Here is an 18,920-nt window from a genome sequence, read left to right as displayed (position 1 = left end):
TTCACGAGCGAGGGTGTTGACACGGGCCCGGTCCCCGTCTAACCTTTACGTTATACGCATAACTCCGAGAGGTGTTCGATGGAGAACCAGCCCACCATGAACGACGTCGCCGCAGCCGCCGGCGTGTCGCAGGCCACGGTGTCCATGGTGCTCAACGGGGCCCAGACCGGGCGCGTCTCCGCCGCCACCACCCAACGGGTACTCGATGCTGCCAGGCAGCTCGGCTTCCGGACCAACGTCCACGCCAAGGTCCTGCGCGAGGGCAAGTCCCGGATGATCGGCCTCATCGGCGACGAGGTGGCCACCACCCCGTTCGCCGGTGAGATGATCCTCGGCGCCCAGCAGGAGGCGTGGCGCCAGGGCTACGTTCTGCTCACCGTCGACACCACCGGTGATCCGCGCCTCGAGAAGGCGGCACTGGCCATGATGCAGTCGTACCGCGTGGCGGGAGTGATCTACGCCGCCATGTATCACCGGAAGGTCGACGTGCCGTCCGGCCTCGCCGGCATCCCCACGGTCTGCGTCAACTCGCAGGACCTGAGCGGCTCGGTCACCAGCGTCTTCCCCGACGAGGTGGCCGGGGGCCGCGCGGCCGCCGAGGTCCTCCTCGACGCCGGCCACCGTCGCATCGCCATGATCAACATCGCCCCCGAGGGCTCGTCGCTCCCCGCCGCCGCCGGCCGACTTCAGGGGTTCACCGAAGCCCTGGCCGATGCCGGGCTCGTCCTGGACCCGCGCCAGCTCCGTTACGGCAACGGCGCCTACGAGGACGGGCTCACGTTCGGCGCGGAGCTGCTGCGCCAGTCGGACCGCCCCACGGCCATCTTCTGCGGAAACGACCGCACGGCGCTGGGCACGTATCACGCCGCTTACCAGCTCGGCCTCTCCATCCCCGACGACGTCAGCATCGTCGGCTTCGACAACCAGTCACTGTTGACCCCGATGTTCTCCCCGCGCCTCACGACGTTCCAGCTCCCGCTCGTGGAGATGGGGCGCCTCGCGGTCGCCGAGGTACTGAGCCGCAGCTCAGCGCCGAGGCGGCTCGCCGTCGAGTGTTCCCTCCAGTCCCGCGACTCCGTCGCGCTCGCAAAGGTCCCCGCATGACTACCACCCTCGCCGCACCCGCCCAGATCCAGCCCCCGGGCCAATCCAGCAAAGCCGCTGCGTCCCCACCGCCGCGGAGGCGCGTCTCGCGCCGCACGGCGATTCTTCGTTCGTGGCAGTTATACGTATTACTCGCGCCTGGCCTCGTCTACCTGATCATCTTCAAGTACTGGCCCATGTACGGCGCCCAGATCGCATTCCGCAACTACAACCCGGCCTCGGGATTCACGGGGAGCCCCTGGGTGGGCCTCATGCATTTCGAGCGATTCATCAACTCGTTCCAGTTCGAGGAACTCCTGGTCAACACCCTGACCATCAACACCGTCGGCCTGCTCGTCGCCTTCCCGGTGCCGATCGTCCTGGCGCTGATCGTCAATCAGCTCTCCTCGGCGCAGTTCAAGAAGATGGTGCAGACAGTGCTGTACGCGCCGTCGTTCATCTCCGTGGTTGTGGTCGTGGGCATGATTTTCCTGCTCTTCAGCCCGGGCGCAGGCATCGTCAACAACGTCATCGAGCTCTCCGGCGGAGATCCCGTCTTCTTCATGGGCGACCCGGACTGGTTCCGGCCCCTGTACATCGGCTCGGATGTCTGGCAGAACGCAGGCTTCTCGATGATCATCTACCTCGCGGCGCTGACGGCCATCGACCCCTCGCTGCATGAGGCCGCAAAGATGGACGGCGCCAACAAGTTCCGCCGGATCTGGCACATCGACATCCCCGGCATCCTGCCAGTGGTGACGATCCTCTTCGTCCTGGCCATCGGCAACATCTTCAACCTCGGGTTCGAGAAGGTCTACCTCATGCAGACCCCGCTCAACCTCGAGACCTCCGAGATCATCAACACCTACGTGTACAAGGCGGGCCTCCAGCAGGCGCAGTTCAGCTACTCGGCCGCCATCGGGCTGTTCAACTCGGTCCTCAACCTCATCCTTCTCGTGACGTTCAACTTCGTCGCCAAGAAGGCCAACCAATCCTCTCTCTGGTGAGCCCCATGACCACGACCACTGCACCCCTGCCCCCGGCGTCGTCCCTGGCGAAGCCCCGCGACGGCGTCGCCACCCGCATGGCCGACCCCCTGTTCAACATCCTCAGCGTCAGCATCCTCGTGATCGCCGTCCTGCTGATCATCTACCCGCTCTACTTCATCCTCATCGCCTCGGTCAGCGACCCCAACCTCATCGCCCAGGGCAAGGTGTGGCTACTGCCCAGCGGCTTCACCCTCGAGGGCTACCAGACCCTGTTCGCCAACGATGCGATGCTGCGCGGCTTCGGCAACTCGCTGCTCTACACGGCCGTCGGCACCCTGGTCAGCGTCTCGATCACCCTGACGACGGGCTACGCCCTCTCACGCCGCGACATGCCGGGCCGCAGCCTCTTCATGATCCTGTTCATCATCACGATGTTCTTCGACGGCGGCCTCATCGCCCGCTACCTCGTGGTCCGCGACCTCGGCCTGCTCGACACCATGTGGGCGGTCATCCTGCCAGGCGCGGTCGGGGTCTGGAACCTCATCATCGCGCGTACCTTCTTCGAGACCAACGTGCCGCCGGAGCTACGGGAGGCGGCGCAGATCGACGGCGCCAACGACTTCCGGTTCTTCTTCCGGATCGCCCTCCCCCTCACCAAACCGCTCATCGCACTGATGGCCATGACGCACATCGTGGCGTACTGGAACTCCTACTTCGACGCGATGATCTACCTCAACGACGAGGCGATGTACCCGCTGCAGCTGGTGCTGCGCAACGTGCTCGTCGAGTCGCAGGCATCAGCCTCGCTGGACACCGGATCCATCGACTCCTACGCCGCCGCACAGCGCCTGGGCGAACTGATCAAGTACGGAATGATCGTCGTCTCCACGGTGCCGCTGCTCATCATCTTCCCCTTCCTTCAGAAGTACTTCGTGAAGGGCGCCACCCTCGGCGCCCTCAAGTGACCCCACCCCCGAAAGGACACATCAATGATGATCAAACGACGCAGCATCCTCGCCGGGATCGCGGCACTGGCCGCCTCAGGCCTGGTCGCCGCCTGCTCCAACGGATCCGACGCCGGGTCCCTGCCCGCCGACGGGTCCGACGCCTTCGGCTTCAACAGCGAGGGCCTCCCCATCACCGACAAGGCCCTCCCCCTCGTCTTCTCCGGCACCAAGTCCGCGCTGGCGCCCGACTACGAGACCATGGCGCTCGTCCAGCGGTGGAAGAGCGACACCAACATCGACATCGCGTGGAACAACCTCCCGGACAACGTCTACGCCGAGAAGAAGAACCTCATGCTGGCCTCCGGCGACCTACCCGACGCGCTGTTCAACACCGGCCTGACCGACAGCGACGTGGTGACCAACGGCTCCAACGGCACCCTCATCCCGCTCGAGGACCTCATCGACGCCCACGCCCCGATCCTCAAGGGCATCCTCGATGCCCGCCCGGACATCCGCGGCGCCATCACCGCCTCCGACGGCCACATCTACACCCTGCCCGCCGTCGAGGAGCTGGGCATCCTCGCCTACCCGAACTTCCTCTTCGTCAACAAGACGTGGCTCGACGAGGCGGGCCTGCCAGTGCCCACCACCATCGACGAATACGAGGCCGCCCTGCGGGCGTTCAAGGCCCGCGGCGCCGGTGTCGTCCCGCTGTCGTTCCGCGTCGACTCGTTCTGCGCCAACGTCGCCGACCTCATCGCGGCCATCGGTGGCCTGCCGGACAACAACGACCACCGCATCGTCCAGGACGACAAGGTGATCTTCACCGCCGCCCGCGAGGAGTGGCGCACCGCCGTGAAGCGTCTCGGCGAGTGGTATCAGGAGGGCCTCATCGACCCCGAAAGCTTCTCTCAGGACGACTCCACGTACCTGGCCAAGGGCAAGGCCGACCCGATGAGCCTCGGCTCGTTCATCTGGTGGGAGATGAAGGAGGCCGTCGGCGAGGACCGCGTGGCTGACTACGCCCACATCGGCGTCCTCAAGGGCTTCGACGGCGCGCAGCGCGCGTCCGTGTCCAACTACGCCGAGATCAACCGCGGCGCCTTCGCCATCACCAGCGCCAACAAGTACCCGGCCGCCACCATGCGCTGGGTGGACCGACTGTACGACCCCGTCATGTCCGCCGAAACCCGCTGGGGCCCGATCGGCGTCACGATGGAGAAGAACGCCGACGGCATCCTCGTCCAGATCCCGGCCAAGGAGGGCGAGTCCGAGGGCGAGCGCCGCCAGAAGGTGGCCCCGATGGGCCCCTGCATCACCACGCGCGAGCACTTCGAGACGGTCGTGGCCCCCGAGCCGCGCGCCAAGGAACGCCAGGACATGTGCCAGGAGTTCTACGAGCCCCACCGCGCCAACGACGCCTACCCGCCGGTCATGCTGAGCAACGAGGAGCTCCAGCAGATCGCCGATGCCCAGACAGAGATCAACACCTACGTGGGCCGGCAGTTCGCGACGTTCATCGTCGAGGGCAACATCGACGCCAAGTGGGACGGTTACGTCGCGCAACTCGAGTCCATGGGCCTGTCCAAGGTGGTGGAGGTCTACCAGGCCGCCTACGACCGCTACAAGAGCGCCTGATCGTTCACCCACTCCGACGAGGTTCTTCTTCTGATGCTGCACACCCCCCACTACCGTCCCGCAATCCACTTCACGCCGCGGTCCACCTGGATGAACGACCCCAACGGCCTCATCCGCCACAAGGGCCTCTACCACCTGTTCTTCCAGAACAACCCGGACGGCCGCACGTGGGGCAACATCGGCTGGGGCCATGCAGTGTCGTCGGACCTCCTGGAGTGGGAGGAGCTGCCCATGGCCATCCCCGCCACCGCGGAGGAGATGGCGTTCTCGGGGTCCGTCGTCTGGGACCGGGACAACACGTCCGGTCTGGGCGACGGGCCCGAGGGCCCGCTGGTGGCACTGTTCACCAGCGCCTACACCGCCGGTCACCCTCAACGGGCGGGGCTGCAGGCACAGTCACTGGCCTACAGCCTCGACGACGGGCTCACCTGGAGCCGGTATCCGGGAAACCCGGTGCTGGACCGGGGCTCGAAGGAGTTCCGCGACCCCAAGGTGTCGTGGCACGCGCCCACCGGCCGCTGGGTGATGGTGACGGTGGAGGCGGTGGACCGGCAGGTGCTGATCTTCTCCTCCTCCAACCTCATCGACTGGGTCCAGGAGAGCAGCGTCGGTCCCTTCGGGGAGCCGGGACTGCTGTGGGAGTGCCCTGACCTGATCGAGGTGGACATCGAGGGGTGCGGGGTGTCGCGGTGGGTGCTGCTGCTCAGCACCAATCCCGGCGGCTTCGCGGGCGGATCCGGCATGCAGTACCTCGTCGGGGACTTCGACGGCGGCGTCTTCACGCCGGACGCGCGCGGGCTGCGCTGGTTCGACCACGGCCCCGACATGTACGCCGCCGTCTCCTTCCAGGGCGCCGACGAGCCCACCGTGCTGGGCTGGATGAGCAACTGGACCTACGCCAACGAGACGCCCACCCATCCGTGGCAGTCTGCGATGACCCTGCCCCGCAGGCTCACGCTGGTGCCCGGACCCGGTGGTCCGGAGTTGCGGCACGACCCGGTGCTCCCCCTCGCGATGCCTGAAGGTACCCACCGGGTGGAATTCGAGTTCCTGGGCGCGGGTGAGGTCGTCGTGGAGACCGGCGGGGACGAGGCGATCAGCCGGTTCGTGTTGCGGCGCCTGCCGGACGGTGACCTGGTGGTCGACCGGAGCGGCGCGGACCCGCACGGCGTGCACGCGGGGATCAGCGTGACGCCACCCATCCCACTCCCGGACGGTCCGGTCGCGGGTGTGCTGATCGAGGACCACGGGCTGATCGAAGTGTTCCTCGACGGCGGCAGGGTCGCGGTGACCACGCAGACCTTCCCGCACGTCGGCCCGGTACGGGTGACCTCGTCGGGGCTGGCACAGACATGGACGCCCGACATCGTCGAGGCAGCAGGTGCCCCCCTCGCTGTCCGGTAGATGTGACGGCGAGTACGCCACCACATCTACCACTGCGGTTCGGCGCTGAGCGCGGCGGATCGCTGCCCAGCGCACAGGCTCGGCCTACGATGGAAGAGACGCGACGCCCGGCTCCCAGCCGGGACCCGCTGGGAGGTGGAGCGAGATGATCCCCGTCCGAATCGCAGGGCTTGCCCTGGACACGAGGTCGCTGCCGGTGGTGATCCTCAAGCCCATCGACGAGGAGGCCGGCCAAGGGCGGATGCTCCCCATCTGGATCGGGGGCCTGGAGGCCGCTGCGATCTTCGCCGGCGCCGAGGGCACCCCACCCCCGCGCCCCATGACCCTGGATCTGATGCGCGCCATCATCGAGGTGCTCGACGCCGAGGTGGAGCGCATCGCCGTGACCAGGATCGAGGACGGCACGTTCTACGCCGAGATCACGCTCAACACAGCCAGCGGCCAGCGGGTGCTCGACGCCCGCCCGTCGGACGCGATCGGGCTGGCGCTGCGGACCGGCTCGGTGATCTGGGTCGCGGAGGCGGTGCTCGGCGAGGCTGGGATCGCGGACGAGCGGGAGGAAGCGGTTGACGAGGAGGCCGAGGTCGCGGCGTTCAGCGAGTTCCTGGCCAACGTCGACCCGGAAGACTTCCAGGGCTGAACAGCACGGCCGACGGCGCCGGCCGATGAACTGTCCCCGGACGCCTGGCGGGGCCTCACTCAGTCCGGGTCAGCGCCGAGAGCCACGACGACGGCCACGACCGTGCCGGCCACAGCCAGCGCTCCCGCGACCACCCACCAGGGGCCGAGAAGGCCGTCGGGTGACGCGGCCACCGCCGTGACCAGCGCCCCCGCCGCGACACTCGCGCCCACGAACCCCGCCGCACCTCGCGCCATGCGTCCAGCGGCACGCGGCGTGATCGTCGCGTACGACGGCGCGGCCGCAGCGAATGCCGTGGTCAGGTGAAAGACCGCCACCACCGCCGCGATCACGAGCCACTTCCACCACGACGCGCCCGCTCCCCCGGCCAACCACGACAGCGCGACGACGGCGACCAGCCCCAGCGACGCCGCGGAGTTCGGCCGCACCACGGACGCGAACGCCAGCAGCACCGTCGTCACCAGGAGCGCCGTCGAGACCACCACCGGGAACCACAGCGCGCACAGGACTGCCGCGCCGAGCCCCGAGGAGAGGACGATCATCCGCAGCACCCACTGCTGGCCGCTGGTGATCCGCAGTGCGTAGATCCACCCCGCGACGAGTTCGGCGAGGTCCCTCATCGGCCGAGCACCCGCCTCGGGGCGGAACGGGCCGCCTCCATCGAGAGGAGCACGCTCGCGAGGCTGCTGGTTCCCCGCCACGGCGTGACAGGGATGCCGATGGTCCGCAGCCGCTCGATGGCGTCGTCGCGCTCCATCCGCCGGATCATCCACGACTCGCCCAGGAACGTGTCGCGCCGGAACGACGCGATGTCCTCGAATCGCCCGATGCCCTCCGGCAGCGTGTCCACCCCGATCACCTCGGCGCCCAGCCGGCGCAGGCGCACCAGCTCGTCCTGCGACTCCCGCTCCAGCAGCGGTGAGCAGAAGAACACCAGCATCCCGCTCGTCACCGTGCCCACCGGCCGCAGCATGTCCCAGTCCGGCACGCTGCGATTCGCCCGCGACAACTGGTTGAGCACCACCCGCGCCTGACGCGGCCCGGTCCCGGAGCGGACGTGACCGATCCGTCGGCCCAGGTCGTGGATGGCCACTCGATCGCCGAAACCGACGTAATGCCGGGAGATCGCCGCGATCGCCCGCACCGTCGCGTCGAGGCTGGTCGGCTCCTCGGGAGCGGCGGGGACCACGTCGAGGAGGGTGTCGGCGACGATGAGCACATCGGTGTCGCGCTCGGTGAGCGTCGAGTTCACGTGCACCTTCCCCAGCCGCGACGTCACGCGCCAGTTGATCCGCCGCAGCCTGTCGCCGGGGCGGAACTCGCGCACGTCTGCCAGGTCGCTGCCGTCGCCACGGTGCCGCGAGCGGTGCATCCCGACGATGCCGATCGGGTGCGCCACTCCGCTCCCACCCTCCAGCGTCGACGACGCGGGCCGGACCGTGACCTGGGCCCTGGGCAACGCCGTCGAGGCGCGCCAACTTCCGCTGAGATCGGTCACGGCGACGGTCCCGGGGCCCACGTCGTAGCGGCCCCAGCGCTCAGGCTGCACCGCGACCCGCACGCCCTCAGGCACCACAGCATCCAGCGCCGTGCCCGAGTCGGGCTCCAGCGCGATCCCCGGCCGCACGGGCCACTGCACCGCCACGAGCGCCGACGGCCATGCCCCGACCGCCCGCGCCACCAGCGGCACCGATTCCCCCGCCGGAATCACCACCGCCCTGGGCCGCACCTCCAGCTCAGGCTCGGCCCGCCGCCGGCCCCACCATCCCCACGCCAGGTGCACGACGAACGGCGCCATCAGGACCGCGACGTCGGCCCGCTGGGCGACGATCGCGAGCACCCCCGACACCGCCGCGGCCGCGAGGGACCGCAGCAAGGCCGGGGTGTGCGAGACGCGCATCAGAGGGTCTCCGCGTCGGGCACCGGCACAAGGTCCAGGACAGCCCGGACGATGGACTCGGGCGCCACGTTGTTCAGCCACAGCTCGGGGCGGATGACGATCCGGTGCCCGAGCGCGGGCACGGCGAGGCGCTTGACGTCCTCCGGGATGACGAAATCACGACCCTCGATCAGCGCCAGCGCCCTCGAGCACAGCAACAGCGCCAGCGATCCACGGGGAGACGCCCCCACCAGCGTGTCCTGGTGCTCACGCGTGGCGCGCACCAGGTCGATGGCGTAGCGACCCACGGACTCGGCCACGTGGACGTTCTCGACGCAGTCCTGCACGGCGAGCAGGCCTGCCGGATCGAGGACCGGCGCGACGACGACCTCCTCGCGTCTGCGCTCCATCCGCCGCCCCAGCACATCCCACTCCTCGTCGAGCGACGGATACCCGAAAGCCAGCCGCAGCAGGAACCGGTCCAGCTGCGCCTCGGGCAGCGGGTAGGTGCCCTCGTGCTCGATCGGGTTGGCGGTGGCCAGCACGTGGAAGGGTCGCGGCAGGACGAAGGTGTGCCCCTCGACGGTGACCTGCCGCTCCTGCATCGCCTCCAGCAGCGCGGACTGCGTCTTGGGCGGGGTGCGGTTGATCTCGTCCGCCAGGAGCAGGCCCGTGAAGATCGGGCCCGGGCGGAAGCTGAACTCGGCCTTGTTCTGGTCGAAGATGTAGGAGCCGGTGAGGTCGGCGGGCAGCAGGTCGGGGGTGAACTGGGCGCGGGTGAACTCGAGCCCGAGCGCCTGGGCCAGGGACCGGGCCGCCAGCGTCTTGCCGAGCCCGGGAAGGTCCTCGAGCAGCACGTGTCCGCCGGCGAGGACGCCGGCGAGGACCAGGGTCATCTGGTCGCGCTTTCCCACCAGGGCGGTGTCGACGGCGTCGAGGACCCGCTGCACGAGCGCGGCGGCCTGCGCCTGGGTGAGCGCGGTGGGGGTGCTCATAGCGAATCGATCTCCTTGAGGTGGGCGTGCAGGGTCTTGCGGTTGAGGACCTGCGGATGCTCTGCCTCGGCGCTGCGCAGGTAGGCCAGCAGCGCGGGCGAGAGGTGGGAGCCGGCGTCCCCGAGGGGGTCGGTGTGCGGTGATGGCCTGGTGATGCGACCGGAGGTGACGAGCCGCCTGACGGTGAGCTCGGCCAGTTGGCGGGCGACGCGGCGGGAGTCGAATCCGCGGCCGGGCTGCGCGTGGGCGAGAACCGACGCGAGGCGGCGGGTGCGGATGTCGGCCTGGAAGTGCGGCGAGCGGGTGTGCCAGGAGGGTTGCTGCCATTCGGGTGGTTCGGGCGCCGGCCGCGCGTGGGTCAGTGCCCATGAGGCGGCCGCGGCCACGGCACCGGCCAGGAGCGCGAGGGTGGGGTCGACGCGGAGGTTGGCCAGGTCGTCGAGGAGGATCACGAGGGCCGCGGCGGCGACGCCCACAGCCAGTCTCGCGATCAGGCTTCGCCCGGGCGTCACGGCCTGCCCCGTCCGCTGAGTTGCTCGCTGAGGGCCTCGAGGGCTGCGATGGCACGGTCGCGGTCGGCGTCGGTCAGCTCGTGCGTGGAGAACATCGCCTGCCGGTAGAGCTCGGCGAGCGCCTCGAGGGCGGGGGCGTCGACGGCGGCGTGGCTGAGCACGTCGACGGTGAACTCCCGCGACGTCTGGGACGGCCGGCGGATGATGCCGGAGGAGACGGCCACGCGCTCGAGGCGCCGCCAGCACTCGATGACGGCGCCGTCGACGGCGAGACCCCGCCTGAGCTCCTCAGCTGCCTCCTCCAAGGTCTCGGCCAGCTCCTCGTCGTCGATCTCGGGGATGTCGGCCTCATTGCCGGTGGGTTCAGCCGCGTGCCGGCGCTCGGTGCGGATGAGCTCGCCGGAGAGGCGGTGGAGGAAGGCCGCGATGAGCGCGAGGATGGCGGCGGTGGCGAGGATCCGGACCACGTCGTCGGCCCAGTCCGGCAGGACGAGCGGCTCCTGGTCCGGCATCGGGAACAGCGGAGACTGTGACGGCAGGATGTCCATGGTCGGCAGGGGAAGCGCGGGCTCGAGCGTCGCGGTGGGGGTGGGTCTGGGGAGCACCTCGACGAGCGGGGGTCGCGGGCTGTTGGCGCCCAGGGCCACGAGGAGGAGGACCACGATCGCGACGGCCAGCACGAGGGGGAGGGTTCCGCCTCCCCGCGGCGGCATCGGTGCGCTCACAAGGCAGGAGTCTACGGACAGGGTCGCGGCGGATGTCCCTCCAGAACAGTCTTCGGCACCTGCAGGCGGGCGAGAACTCTTCTGGAGGAACAATCACCGCACGTCAGGCTCGGGGCACCCGGGGGACTGACCCGGTCTGGCGAGGGGCCGAACCTGGTCAGGCGGGGGAAGCGGTCAGACTGCGCTGATCGCGCCTCCACATGCCCCGCGTCGAATCCAGCACGTCGGTCACCGCGTCGCGGGCCGCCGCGACCACGTCACCGAGCTGGCTGTGGCCGGGGCGCTTGTTCGGCAACGAGTACCTGAAGACCTTCGCCCACGCCGACCCAACCTGCCTGTGCATCGGGCCGGTCACGTAACGCAGGCCGTAGCGCTCCATCAGCGCCTTGATCCTGGGCGCGATCTCCGCGTAGCGGTTGCTCGGCATGTCCGGGAACAGGTGGTGCTCGATCTGGTGCGACAGGTTCCCGCTCATGATGTGCATCAGCTTGGAGCCGGAGATGTTGGCCGAGCCGAGCATCTGCCGCACGTACCACTCGCCGCGGGTCTCACCCTCGATGGACTCGGTCTCGAACGTCTCCACCCCCTCGGGGAAGTGGCCGCAGAAGATCACCGAGTGCGTCCACACGTTGCGGGCGGTGTTGGCGATGGCGTTGGCCAGGAGCGTGGCGGGCGCCGACGGGCCGGACAGCAGAGGATGCACCACGTAGTCCTTACCCATCTGGGAGCGGATCTTCTTGAACACCTTCGCCAGGTCCTCCTTGAAGACGGCCTTGTCCTTGGTGCCCTCCTTCCAGCCCTTGAGGTCGAGGTCGTAGGCCGCGATGCCGTACTCGAAGAACAGCGCCGTGAAGAAGTTGGTCACCGGCTGGAACACGTGGAGCAGCTTCCACTCCTGGTCCGGGTCCACGCGCAGCACGTTGTAACCGAGGTCGTTGTCCATGCCGACGACGTTGGTGTAGGTGTGGTGCTCGACGTTGTGCGACTTCTTCCACTGCTCCGCAGGCGAGGCGAAATCCCACTCCCAGGTGCTGGAGTGGATCTTGTCGTCGCGCATCCAGTCCCACTGGCCGTGCAGGATGTTGTGGCCGATCTCGGTGTTCTCGATGATCTTCGCCACCGTCAACCCGGTGGTCCCGGCCACGAAGGCGGGCGGGAACTTCGAGAACAGCAGCACGACTCGGCTGGCCAGTTCCAGCGACCGCTGGATCCTGATCATCCGGCGGATGTAGGCGGCGTCGTCGGCTCCGCGGCCGGCCATGATCTCGTCGCGGATGGCGTCGAGCTCGCGCCCGATGTCCTCGATGTCCTCGGGGCTCAGGTGCGCGATGGGGTTGGGCTTGCCCGTGGTGGAGGTCTCGGGGCGGGCCTCGGGGCGGGTGGTGGTGATGCGGTTCGAGCGGGTGGTTGTGGCAGTCATAGTCAGGCTTTCAGATGCGGAGATGGCATGCGCCAGCAGCAGCCGACACACAGGTCTGGATGAGGACCGGGTCCTCCGGGTTGGCGGTGGTGAGGTCTCCGGTGCGGAGGTCGCGGACGCTGCCCTCGGTCATCGGGACGACGCAGTTGAAGCAGATGCCCATCCGGCAGCCCGACGGCATCAGGACGCCGGCATCCTCGCCCGCGTCGAGGATGGTGGTGGAGGCGTCGGCTGTCGTGGTGATCCCGGACGTCGTGAACGTGACGTCGCCACCCTCGCCGACCGCGTGGATCCGGGGGCGGAAGCGTTCGGTGTGCAGGCGGTCGCGGAGGCCTGCGTCGGCCCAGTGGGATTCGGCGTCGTCGAGGAGTGCGGTGGGGCCGCACGCCCAGGTGTCGCGGCTTCGCCAGTCCGGAACCACGACGTCGAGATCGGTCACGGCCAGGATGCCGTCCTGCTTCGTGAAGCGGGTGAGCAGGCGGATGCGGCCTTGCCTCGCCAGGGAATGCAGCTCGGGGAGGAAGAGCATCTCGGCGGGCGTGGGTGCGGAGTGGACGACGACGACGTCTCGGGGCAGCGGCTGGTTGCGCAGCATCCCCATGACGGGGGTGATCCCGCTGCCGGCCGTGAGGTAGAGCACCTTGTCAGGGACGTGGAGGGGGAGGACGAAGTCTCCCGTGGCCTGGTCCAGCAGAATCACGGTACCCGCGCGGAGGTGGTTGAGAACGTAGTTGCTGACCTTGCCGTCGGCGATGGCACGGACGGTGATGGTGATGGTGTCGGTGGTGCCGATGGGGCTGGTGATCGAGTAGGCGCGCCACTGGCGCACCCCGTCGACGTCCACCCCGATCCGCGTGTACTGGCCGGGGCGGTGGGGCCGCCAGCCGCGGCCGGGCTTGATGGTGACGGTGGCGGAGGTGGGCGTCTCGCGCCTGACGTCCAGGACGCGGCCCCGGAGGTCCGCCCCGGAGCGGAGCGGGTCGATGAGATCGACGAAATCCTCGGGCAGCAGGGGGGTCGCGATGGCCTCCGCGACCCTGCGCGCCCCGGCACCGAGACGCGTCAACGCGCGCTTGACGGTGGAGCCGGTCGCCTTGGGCGGGGCGACGAGTTCGCCCTGGGAGGTCATGCACCCATCGTAACCTACGGTTGCGTAGGTTACGCTTCTCGATCCTTTCCAGGGCACCCCGACCGCACTGCTGCGTATGGTCGGTGGTATGGCTGAGCGCATGGTCGACGCGGTGGTGATCGGGGCGGGACACCACGGCCTGGTGGCCGCGACCCTCCTGGCCGACGCAGGCTGGGACGTCCTGGTACTCGACGGTCGGGACAGGCCCGGAGGCGCCGTCGCGCATCGTGAGATCGACGGATTCGTGATGGACGAGTTCTCCTCCTGCTACCCGCTGGGCAAGGCCTCCCCCGTGCTGCAGGCGCTGGAATTGGAGCGCCACGGACTTCAATGGGTGGACCGGCGCCCCGCGGTCGTCCACGTGTCCTCCGGCTGCGATTCGCTCGGGTCCGCCGTCGAGGCGACCCCGGATGCCACCGCCGCGGCCCTCGACGCCGACCACCCCGGCGACGGCGAATCATGGCTGAGGCTGGTCTCGGGCTGGCGTCGCGTCAAGGAACCACTGCTCGACGCGCTGCTCAGGGGTTGGCCTCCGCTCGGCGCCGGTGCCCGCCTGGCCCGCGTGCTGGGCGCCGGCGGGCTGATGGACTTCGCGCGCTTCGCCCTGTTGCCGTCCGGCCGGATGGGCGAGGAATGGTTCGGCGGTGCGCGGGCGCGCGACATCCTGGCCGGCAACGCCATGCACGCGGATGTCTCGCCGCTGGCGCCGGTCAGCGGGTTGATGGGGTTCATCATGACGATGCTGGCGCAGGACGTGGGCTTCCCCGTGCCGCGCGGAGGGGCGGGGGCGCTGGCGGGGGCGCTGGCGTCGCGGGCGGGGACCGCAGGGGCGGTACTGCGGCTCGGCTCGCCCGTCGTCGGCATCACGGTCGCCAGCGGGCGGGCCGACGGGGTGCGGCTGGCCGACGGCACCACGGTCCGCGCGCGCCGGGCCGTGGTCGCGGACGTCTCGGCGACGGCGCTCTACAGGCGGCTGCTGCCCTCCGACGCGGTGCCATCGGGGCTGCTGGCGCGGCTTGAGCGGTTCGCCTGGGATCCTCCGACGCTCAAGCTCAACCTTGCGCTGACCGGTCCCATGCCGTGGCGGGCGTCGCGGGCGCGGGCGGCCACCGTCGTGCATGCGGGGTTGTCGGCGCAGGAGTTGGTGCGCTGGCACGCGGACATCGCGGCGGGAACGGTCCCCGCGCGGGCGTTCGCGCTGGTGGGGCAGATGACGACGGCGGATCCGACGAGGTCGCCGTCGGGTACCGAGTCGCTCTGGGCCTACACGCACCTCCCGGTCACAGGGCCCGAGGGTGCGGCGAGGTCGCTGGCCACCGTGCAGGCGATGCTCGACGAGTTGGCTCCGGGCTGGCGCGACCTCGAGCGGGGGCGCTGGATCCAGACCCCCGCGGACCTGCACGACGCCAATCCCAACCTCGCAGACGGCGCCCTCGGCGCGGGCACCTCACAACTGTTCCAGCAGGGTCCCTGGCGGCCCATCGCCGGGCTCGGAGGCCCGGCCACGCACATCGACGGGCTCTACCTCGCCTCTGCCGCCACCCATCCCGGCGGCGGCGTGCACGGCGGGGCGGGCTTCAACGCGGCGAGGGCCGCCCTGCGTGGCGCGGCGTGGTGGTCGCGGCCGGGGAGCCGGGCGACGACGCGGGCGCAGCTGTGGCTGCATCGCCGCGACCCCGTGTTCTGACCCGCGCCTCAGAGCACCCGGCTCAGCACCTGGCCGTTGGCGAACTCGATCCACTCGACCTCTCGATGGCCGCGACCCTCCAGCACCGCCAGCAGGATCCGCAACGTGTCGCCGTGGGAGACGATCGCCAGTTCGTCGTGGGCGTGAGCGTCGCGGAGCTGCCCGACGAGCACGGCCATGCGCGCATGGACGTCAGCCACCGACTCTCCCCCGCCCCACCGCACTTCGCTGATGTGCAGCCCCTCGGGGACGGGTTCCTCCCGGAGGTCGTCGTAGCTGACGCCCTCGAGGGAGCCGAGCGCCTGCTCGCGGAGGAGGGCGGTGTGCCGGACCGGGGCCCCTGCCCTGGCCGAGATCACGTCCGCCGTCTGCACCGCGCGGAGTTGGTCCGAGGTGACGACGGCGGCCAGCCGGGCGCCGTCGAGGGCGCGGGCGGCGGCCGCGGCCTGGCTGAGCCCGAGCTCGGTGAGCGGCACGTCCATCCGCTGGCCCTGGAGCCGGCGCTGCTGGTTCCACGTCGACTGTCCATGGCGGACGAGGTGGAGGATCACGGGACGAGTCTAGGGTGCGGTATCTGTTCCTCCAGACGAGCATCCGGCCCCCTCACGGCGCCTAGCGGCCACCTGGAGGAACAGATACCGCAGGATGCCCTACCAGCCCCGGCCGGTGGGTCCCGGCGACGGCTCGGCGGCGCCGTCGACGAAGGGCCCTGCGCCGCCCGGCCAGGCCTTGGCGTCGCGGCCGGTCACCCACCGGTAGCCGATGGTCAGGCGCGCGGATTCGCCCTCGATGGCCGCGGCGTCCGGGCGCGCGTCACTGCCCACCAGGACCAGATTGCCGAACCGTTTTCCCTTGTGAACCACGGGTTCCATGCCGACGAGGAGATGCGGCCAGCGGTGGGCGAGCCCTCCGGCGAGGCGCTTGCTCCATGCGAACGGGGCGCGGTCGGTGGCGTTGAAGATCACCACGGCCTCGTTTCGCGTCACCCGACGGAGGTCGTCAAGGCACTCGGCGGTCGCGAGTTCGCCCGGCACCTGAGGGCCGTCGAACGCGTCGACCACGATGACGTCCGCCCAGGCCTCCGGCATGGCGGCCAGCCCGGCACGACCGTCGACGTCGCGGACCTTGATGCCCGAGCGCGGCGGGAGGGGGATCTTGCGGCGGACCTCCTCGGTGAGGTCGGCGTCGGGCTCGCACACCACCTGCGCCGTGCCGGGGCGCCGCCACGCCACCCAGCGCGGGATCGACATGCCCGCGCCGCCGAGGTGGACGACGCGGAGGCGCCTCTCTGCGGGGGCGTCGAGGACGGTGTGGTCCAGCACCATCGCGATGTGCTGGACGTACTCGAAGGCCAGGAAATCCGGCCGTGCAGGGTCCACCCAGGACTGCGAGGTCGGGCCGAATCGCACCCAGAACGCGCCTGGGGTGTCGCGGTCTGGGATGAGGCGGTCCACCCGCCGAGCCTAGTGGGCCGGCTGACGGCGAGGGGGCGGCTCGCCCGGCCCGACGCGGCCGCGGCGTAGACTCCGCCACGCCATGAGCACCTCCCGCCGCATCCTCGCCCTCGCCGTTCCGGCGTTCGCGGCACTGGTGGCGCAACCGCTCATGATGCTCGCCGACACGTGGATCGTCGGTCACCTCGGCACAGTCCCCTTGGCCGGCCTCGGCATCGGCTCGGGACTGCTCACCACCGTCACCGGGCTGATGATCTTCCTTGCCTACGGATCGACGGCCGTGGTCGCGCGGCAGATCGGCGCCGGCCGGCGGACGCACGGCATCGGGCTCGGGGTGCAGGCGATGTGGCTGGCCGGGCTGATCGGACTCGTCGTCGGCGCAGCGGTGTGGGTGACCGCCCCGTGGCTGGCGGCCGGACTCGGCGCCGCGGGCGAGATCCACACGCAGGCGGTCACCTACCTGCGCTGGTCCATCCCCGGCCTGCCCGGGATGCTGGTCATGCTCGCCGCGACCGGCACCTTCCGCGGCCTGGCGGACGCCCGCACCCCGTTGGTGCTGTCCGTCGGCAGCGCCGCGCTCAACCTGGCGCTCAATGCCGCGCTGGTCTTCGGTGCGGGGATGGGGATCGCGGGTGCGGCGCTCGGCACGGCGCTGGCCGAGACGGCGCTCGGGTCCACGGCCGCGGCGTTGGTGGCGCTGCAGGCCCGTCGATCCGGGGCCCGGCTGCGCCCGTCATCGGCGGAGATGAGGCGGAGCCTGGCCGTCGGTGTCCCGCTGCTGCTGCGGACCGTGACGCTGCGGGTGGCGCTGCTCATCACCACATACGTCGCGGCGGCTCAGGGCGCGGCCGGGCTGGCCGCGCACCACGTCGTGACGCAGGTCTGGGGGCTGATGGCGTACGCGCTCGACGCCCTGGCCATCGCCGGGCAGACCATCGTCGGCACCGCGCTGGGCGCCGACGACGCCCGCGAGGCCCGCGCGTCGACCCGCCTGATGGTGTGGTGGTCGGTTGGCGCGGGCGCGGTGATCGGAGTCGCGGCGGTACTGCTGCGCCACCCTGTGGCCTCGTTCTTCTCCCCCGACGACGAGGTCGGCGCACTGGTCGCCTGGCTCCTGGTCGTCGTGGCGGTGGCGCTGCCGCTGGCCGGCTACGTGTACCTGCTCGACGGCGTGCTCATCGGCGCCGGCGACGGTCGCTACCTGGCGAGGGCCGGGGTGATCACTCTGGTGGTGTACGCGCCCGTCGCGCTGGTCGGCTTGATCCTGCCCGCCGGCCAGCCAGGGCTCACGTGGCTCTGGGTCTCGTTCTGCGTGGTCTTCATGGGCGCACGGGCGGTCACTCTGGGGCTGCGGGCCCGCGGCGACCGCTGGATCCGCCTGGGCGGCTGATCAGGCGTCTGCGTGATCCGGGCGCTCCGCTGCGGGCCCCGACGTGGCCGCCCAACTGGCCAAGAGCTGCAGCGCGTGCTCCGACGCCGAACCGGGCTCGGCCGCGTACACCGTCATCCCCACTCCCCCGCCCGTGCGGAGGTCCACCGTCTCGTACGCAAGGTGGAGGTCACCCACGATCGGGTGGTGGAAGTGTTTCGTGCCGGATGAGTGGATGCGCACGTCGTGGGCACTCCACCGACGGCGGAAGTCCTCACTGCGCGTGGACAGCTCGCCGACCAGCTCGTGGAGCTGGCGGTCGCGGGGGTCGCGGCCGGCCTCGGTGCGCAGGTTGGCCACGGTGATGTCGGCGAAGTAGTCCCAGTCCGGATAGAAGCTGCGGGCGGCCTCGTCGAGGAAAGTGAAGCGTGCGAAGTTCGGCCGCCCCAACGGGTCACTCAGAAGGACGGAGAAGAGCGCGCGCCCGAGGTGGTTGGCGGCCAGCAGGTCCCCGCGACCGTTCCCGATCGCCGCCGGAGCGTCCCGCATCGCATCGAGGATCCACAGCAGCCCGGGCGTGGGGGTCCACTGCTTGTCGGAGCGACGACGCGGCCTCGCCAGCATGCCGCCCTGGGCCGCCGACGCCAGATCGAAGAGGTGCTCGCGCTCGGCCTCGTCGAGGTTCAGCGCCCGCGCGATCGCCTCGAGCACCGACGGCGACGCCCCGGCCAGCTGCCCCCGCTCCAGCTTCGAGTAGTACTCGACGCTCATCCCCGCCAGCGTCGCGACCTCGCTCCGTCGCAGCCCGGGCACGCGCCGCTGCCCTGACACGGGCACGCCCGCCTGCTGCGGGGTGATCTTGGCGCGCCTGCTGGTGAGGAACTCGCGCACTGTGTCTCGGTTGTCCACCCACCCACGGTAACGCCGCCCGTCGCGCCCGAGGGATGCCCTGCCGGTACACCTCACGACAGGCCCTTTCCCAGCGCTGACGGGGCGGGTTTCATGGGTGATGGGTGAGTGCGGTCAAGGGCCCGCACCCCAGGACTTTG

The 18,920-nt window shown here is 70.2% G+C and carries 18 protein-coding genes; 8 read left to right on the top strand and 10 right to left on the bottom strand.

Translation table 11 applies throughout. The annotated features are described in order from the left end of the window. The first annotated feature begins 78 nt into the window (after window positions 1–78). The 6 genes from ACX1D0_RS14920 (at window position 79) to ACX1D0_RS14895 (ending at window position 6,701) form a co-directional block, all read left to right on the top strand. Window positions 79–1,104, top strand: a complete 1,026-nt coding sequence (locus ACX1D0_RS14920) for a LacI family DNA-binding transcriptional regulator (protein ID WP_459018782.1) — start codon at window positions 79–81, stop codon at window positions 1,102–1,104. Then, window positions 1,101–2,090, top strand: coding sequence for an ABC transporter permease (locus ACX1D0_RS14915; RefSeq protein ID WP_459018781.1), 990 nt, complete (start codon window positions 1,101–1,103; stop codon window positions 2,088–2,090). The genes ACX1D0_RS14920 and ACX1D0_RS14915 overlap by 4 nt, the downstream gene beginning before the upstream one ends. A 5-nt stretch (window positions 2,091–2,095) precedes the next feature. Continuing rightward, window positions 2,096–3,037 carry a carbohydrate ABC transporter permease gene (locus tag ACX1D0_RS14910; protein WP_459018780.1) on the top strand — a complete coding sequence of 314 codons (942 nt, stop codon included), beginning with the start codon at window positions 2,096–2,098 and terminating at the stop codon, window positions 3,035–3,037. A 24-nt stretch (window positions 3,038–3,061) separates the two neighbouring features. Beyond that, a complete protein-coding gene (locus tag ACX1D0_RS14905) occupies window positions 3,062–4,657 on the top strand; it encodes an extracellular solute-binding protein (RefSeq protein WP_459018779.1) in 1,596 nt (531 codons plus the stop codon). Window positions 4,658–4,690: 33 nt separating this feature from the next. Beyond that, complete coding sequence (locus ACX1D0_RS14900) at window positions 4,691–6,061, top strand: glycoside hydrolase family 32 protein (RefSeq protein ID WP_459018778.1); 1,371 nt, start codon at window positions 4,691–4,693, stop codon at window positions 6,059–6,061. Between the two features lie 145 nt (window positions 6,062–6,206). Beyond that, window positions 6,207–6,701: a bifunctional nuclease family protein gene (locus ACX1D0_RS14895; protein ID WP_459018777.1), complete on the top strand. Its 495-nt coding sequence runs from the start codon at window positions 6,207–6,209 to the stop codon at window positions 6,699–6,701. A gap of 59 nt (window positions 6,702–6,760) precedes the next feature. Here the strand turns inward: ACX1D0_RS14895 and ACX1D0_RS14890 are convergent, their stop codons facing one another. The 7 genes from ACX1D0_RS14890 to ACX1D0_RS14860 form a co-directional block, all read right to left on the bottom strand. Beyond that, complete coding sequence (locus tag ACX1D0_RS14890) at window positions 6,761–7,321, bottom strand: hypothetical protein (RefSeq protein ID WP_459018776.1); 561 nt, start codon at window positions 7,319–7,321, stop codon at window positions 6,761–6,763. Further along, the gene (locus ACX1D0_RS14885) at window positions 7,318–8,601 is read right to left on the bottom strand and encodes a DUF58 domain-containing protein (protein ID WP_459018775.1); all 1,284 of its coding nucleotides are present in this window, start codon (window positions 8,599–8,601) and stop codon (window positions 7,318–7,320) included. Before ACX1D0_RS14885 ends, ACX1D0_RS14890 begins: the two co-directional genes overlap by 4 nt. Further along, window positions 8,601–9,575 (bottom strand): AAA family ATPase, encoded by a 975-nt coding sequence (locus ACX1D0_RS14880; RefSeq protein WP_459018774.1) that lies wholly within the window; start codon window positions 9,573–9,575, stop codon window positions 8,601–8,603. Before ACX1D0_RS14880 ends, ACX1D0_RS14885 begins: the two co-directional genes overlap by 1 nt. Continuing rightward, a complete protein-coding gene (locus ACX1D0_RS14875) occupies window positions 9,572–10,087 on the bottom strand; it encodes a hypothetical protein (protein ID WP_459018773.1) in 516 nt (171 codons plus the stop codon). Before ACX1D0_RS14875 ends, ACX1D0_RS14880 begins: the two co-directional genes overlap by 4 nt. Next, the gene (locus ACX1D0_RS14870; protein WP_459018772.1) at window positions 10,084–10,812 is read right to left on the bottom strand and encodes a DUF4129 domain-containing protein; all 729 of its coding nucleotides are present in this window, start codon (window positions 10,810–10,812) and stop codon (window positions 10,084–10,086) included. The genes ACX1D0_RS14875 and ACX1D0_RS14870 overlap by 4 nt, the downstream gene beginning before the upstream one ends. 157 nt (window positions 10,813–10,969) lie before the next feature. Next, a complete protein-coding gene (locus tag ACX1D0_RS14865; protein ID WP_459018771.1) occupies window positions 10,970–12,232 on the bottom strand; it encodes a fatty acid desaturase family protein in 1,263 nt (420 codons plus the stop codon). Between the two features lie 10 nt (window positions 12,233–12,242). After that, complete coding sequence (locus ACX1D0_RS14860; protein WP_459018770.1) at window positions 12,243–13,361, bottom strand: ferredoxin reductase; 1,119 nt, start codon at window positions 13,359–13,361, stop codon at window positions 12,243–12,245. Between the two features lie 88 nt (window positions 13,362–13,449). Between ACX1D0_RS14860 and ACX1D0_RS14855 the strand changes: the two genes are divergently transcribed. Then, a complete protein-coding gene (locus ACX1D0_RS14855) occupies window positions 13,450–15,048 on the top strand; it encodes a phytoene desaturase family protein (protein ID WP_459018769.1) in 1,599 nt (532 codons plus the stop codon). Window positions 15,049–15,056: 8 nt separating this feature from the next. On the opposite strand, the gene ACX1D0_RS14850 is transcribed toward ACX1D0_RS14855, so the two are convergent. Both ACX1D0_RS14850 and ACX1D0_RS14845 read right to left on the bottom strand, forming a co-directional pair. Beyond that, complete coding sequence (locus tag ACX1D0_RS14850) at window positions 15,057–15,599, bottom strand: histidine phosphatase family protein (RefSeq protein WP_459018768.1); 543 nt, start codon at window positions 15,597–15,599, stop codon at window positions 15,057–15,059. Window positions 15,600–15,698: 99 nt separating this feature from the next. Next, the gene (locus tag ACX1D0_RS14845; RefSeq protein WP_459018767.1) at window positions 15,699–16,502 is read right to left on the bottom strand and encodes a spermidine synthase; all 804 of its coding nucleotides are present in this window, start codon (window positions 16,500–16,502) and stop codon (window positions 15,699–15,701) included. Between the two features lie 82 nt (window positions 16,503–16,584). Between ACX1D0_RS14845 and ACX1D0_RS14840 the strand changes: the two genes are divergently transcribed. Continuing rightward, on the top strand, window positions 16,585–17,892 hold the full coding sequence (locus ACX1D0_RS14840; protein ID WP_459018766.1) for an MATE family efflux transporter: 1,308 nt from the start codon (window positions 16,585–16,587) through the stop codon (window positions 17,890–17,892). On the opposite strand, the gene ACX1D0_RS14835 is transcribed toward ACX1D0_RS14840, so the two are convergent. Next, the gene (locus ACX1D0_RS14835; RefSeq protein ID WP_459018765.1) at window positions 17,893–18,780 is read right to left on the bottom strand and encodes a helix-turn-helix transcriptional regulator; all 888 of its coding nucleotides are present in this window, start codon (window positions 18,778–18,780) and stop codon (window positions 17,893–17,895) included. It lies immediately after the preceding gene. Window positions 18,781–18,920 lie beyond the last annotated feature (140 nt).

The organism is Tessaracoccus pujii, assembly GCF_054483895.1.
This window is presented reverse-complemented; position numbering and strand designations above follow the sequence as displayed.

What these genes read in the sequence shown, in the direction of transcription:
- ACX1D0_RS14920 (WP_459018782.1), top strand. Translation starts at nt 79, where the DNA reads ATGGAGAACCAGCCCACCATGAACGACGTCGCCGCAGCCGCCGGCGTG.
- ACX1D0_RS14840 (WP_459018766.1), top strand. Translation starts at nt 16,585, where the DNA reads ATGAGCACCTCCCGCCGCATCCTCGCCCTCGCCGTTCCGGCGTTCGCG.
- ACX1D0_RS14905 (WP_459018779.1), top strand. Translation starts at nt 3,062, where the DNA reads ATGATGATCAAACGACGCAGCATCCTCGCCGGGATCGCGGCACTGGCC.
- ACX1D0_RS14890 (WP_459018776.1), bottom strand. Translation starts at nt 7,321, where the DNA reads ATGAGGGACCTCGCCGAACTCGTCGCGGGGTGGATCTACGCACTGCGG.
- ACX1D0_RS14865 (WP_459018771.1), bottom strand. Translation starts at nt 12,232, where the DNA reads ATGACTGCCACAACCACCCGCTCGAACCGCATCACCACCACCCGCCCC.
- ACX1D0_RS14860 (WP_459018770.1), bottom strand. Translation starts at nt 13,361, where the DNA reads ATGACCTCCCAGGGCGAACTCGTCGCCCCGCCCAAGGCGACCGGCTCC.
- ACX1D0_RS14915 (WP_459018781.1), top strand. Translation starts at nt 1,101, where the DNA reads ATGACTACCACCCTCGCCGCACCCGCCCAGATCCAGCCCCCGGGCCAA.
- ACX1D0_RS14910 (WP_459018780.1), top strand. Translation starts at nt 2,096, where the DNA reads ATGACCACGACCACTGCACCCCTGCCCCCGGCGTCGTCCCTGGCGAAG.
- ACX1D0_RS14885 (WP_459018775.1), bottom strand. Translation starts at nt 8,601, where the DNA reads ATGCGCGTCTCGCACACCCCGGCCTTGCTGCGGTCCCTCGCGGCCGCG.
- ACX1D0_RS14895 (WP_459018777.1), top strand. Translation starts at nt 6,207, where the DNA reads ATGATCCCCGTCCGAATCGCAGGGCTTGCCCTGGACACGAGGTCGCTG.
- ACX1D0_RS14900 (WP_459018778.1), top strand. Translation starts at nt 4,691, where the DNA reads ATGCTGCACACCCCCCACTACCGTCCCGCAATCCACTTCACGCCGCGG.
- ACX1D0_RS14855 (WP_459018769.1), top strand. Translation starts at nt 13,450, where the DNA reads ATGGCTGAGCGCATGGTCGACGCGGTGGTGATCGGGGCGGGACACCAC.
- ACX1D0_RS14880 (WP_459018774.1), bottom strand. Translation starts at nt 9,575, where the DNA reads ATGAGCACCCCCACCGCGCTCACCCAGGCGCAGGCCGCCGCGCTCGTG.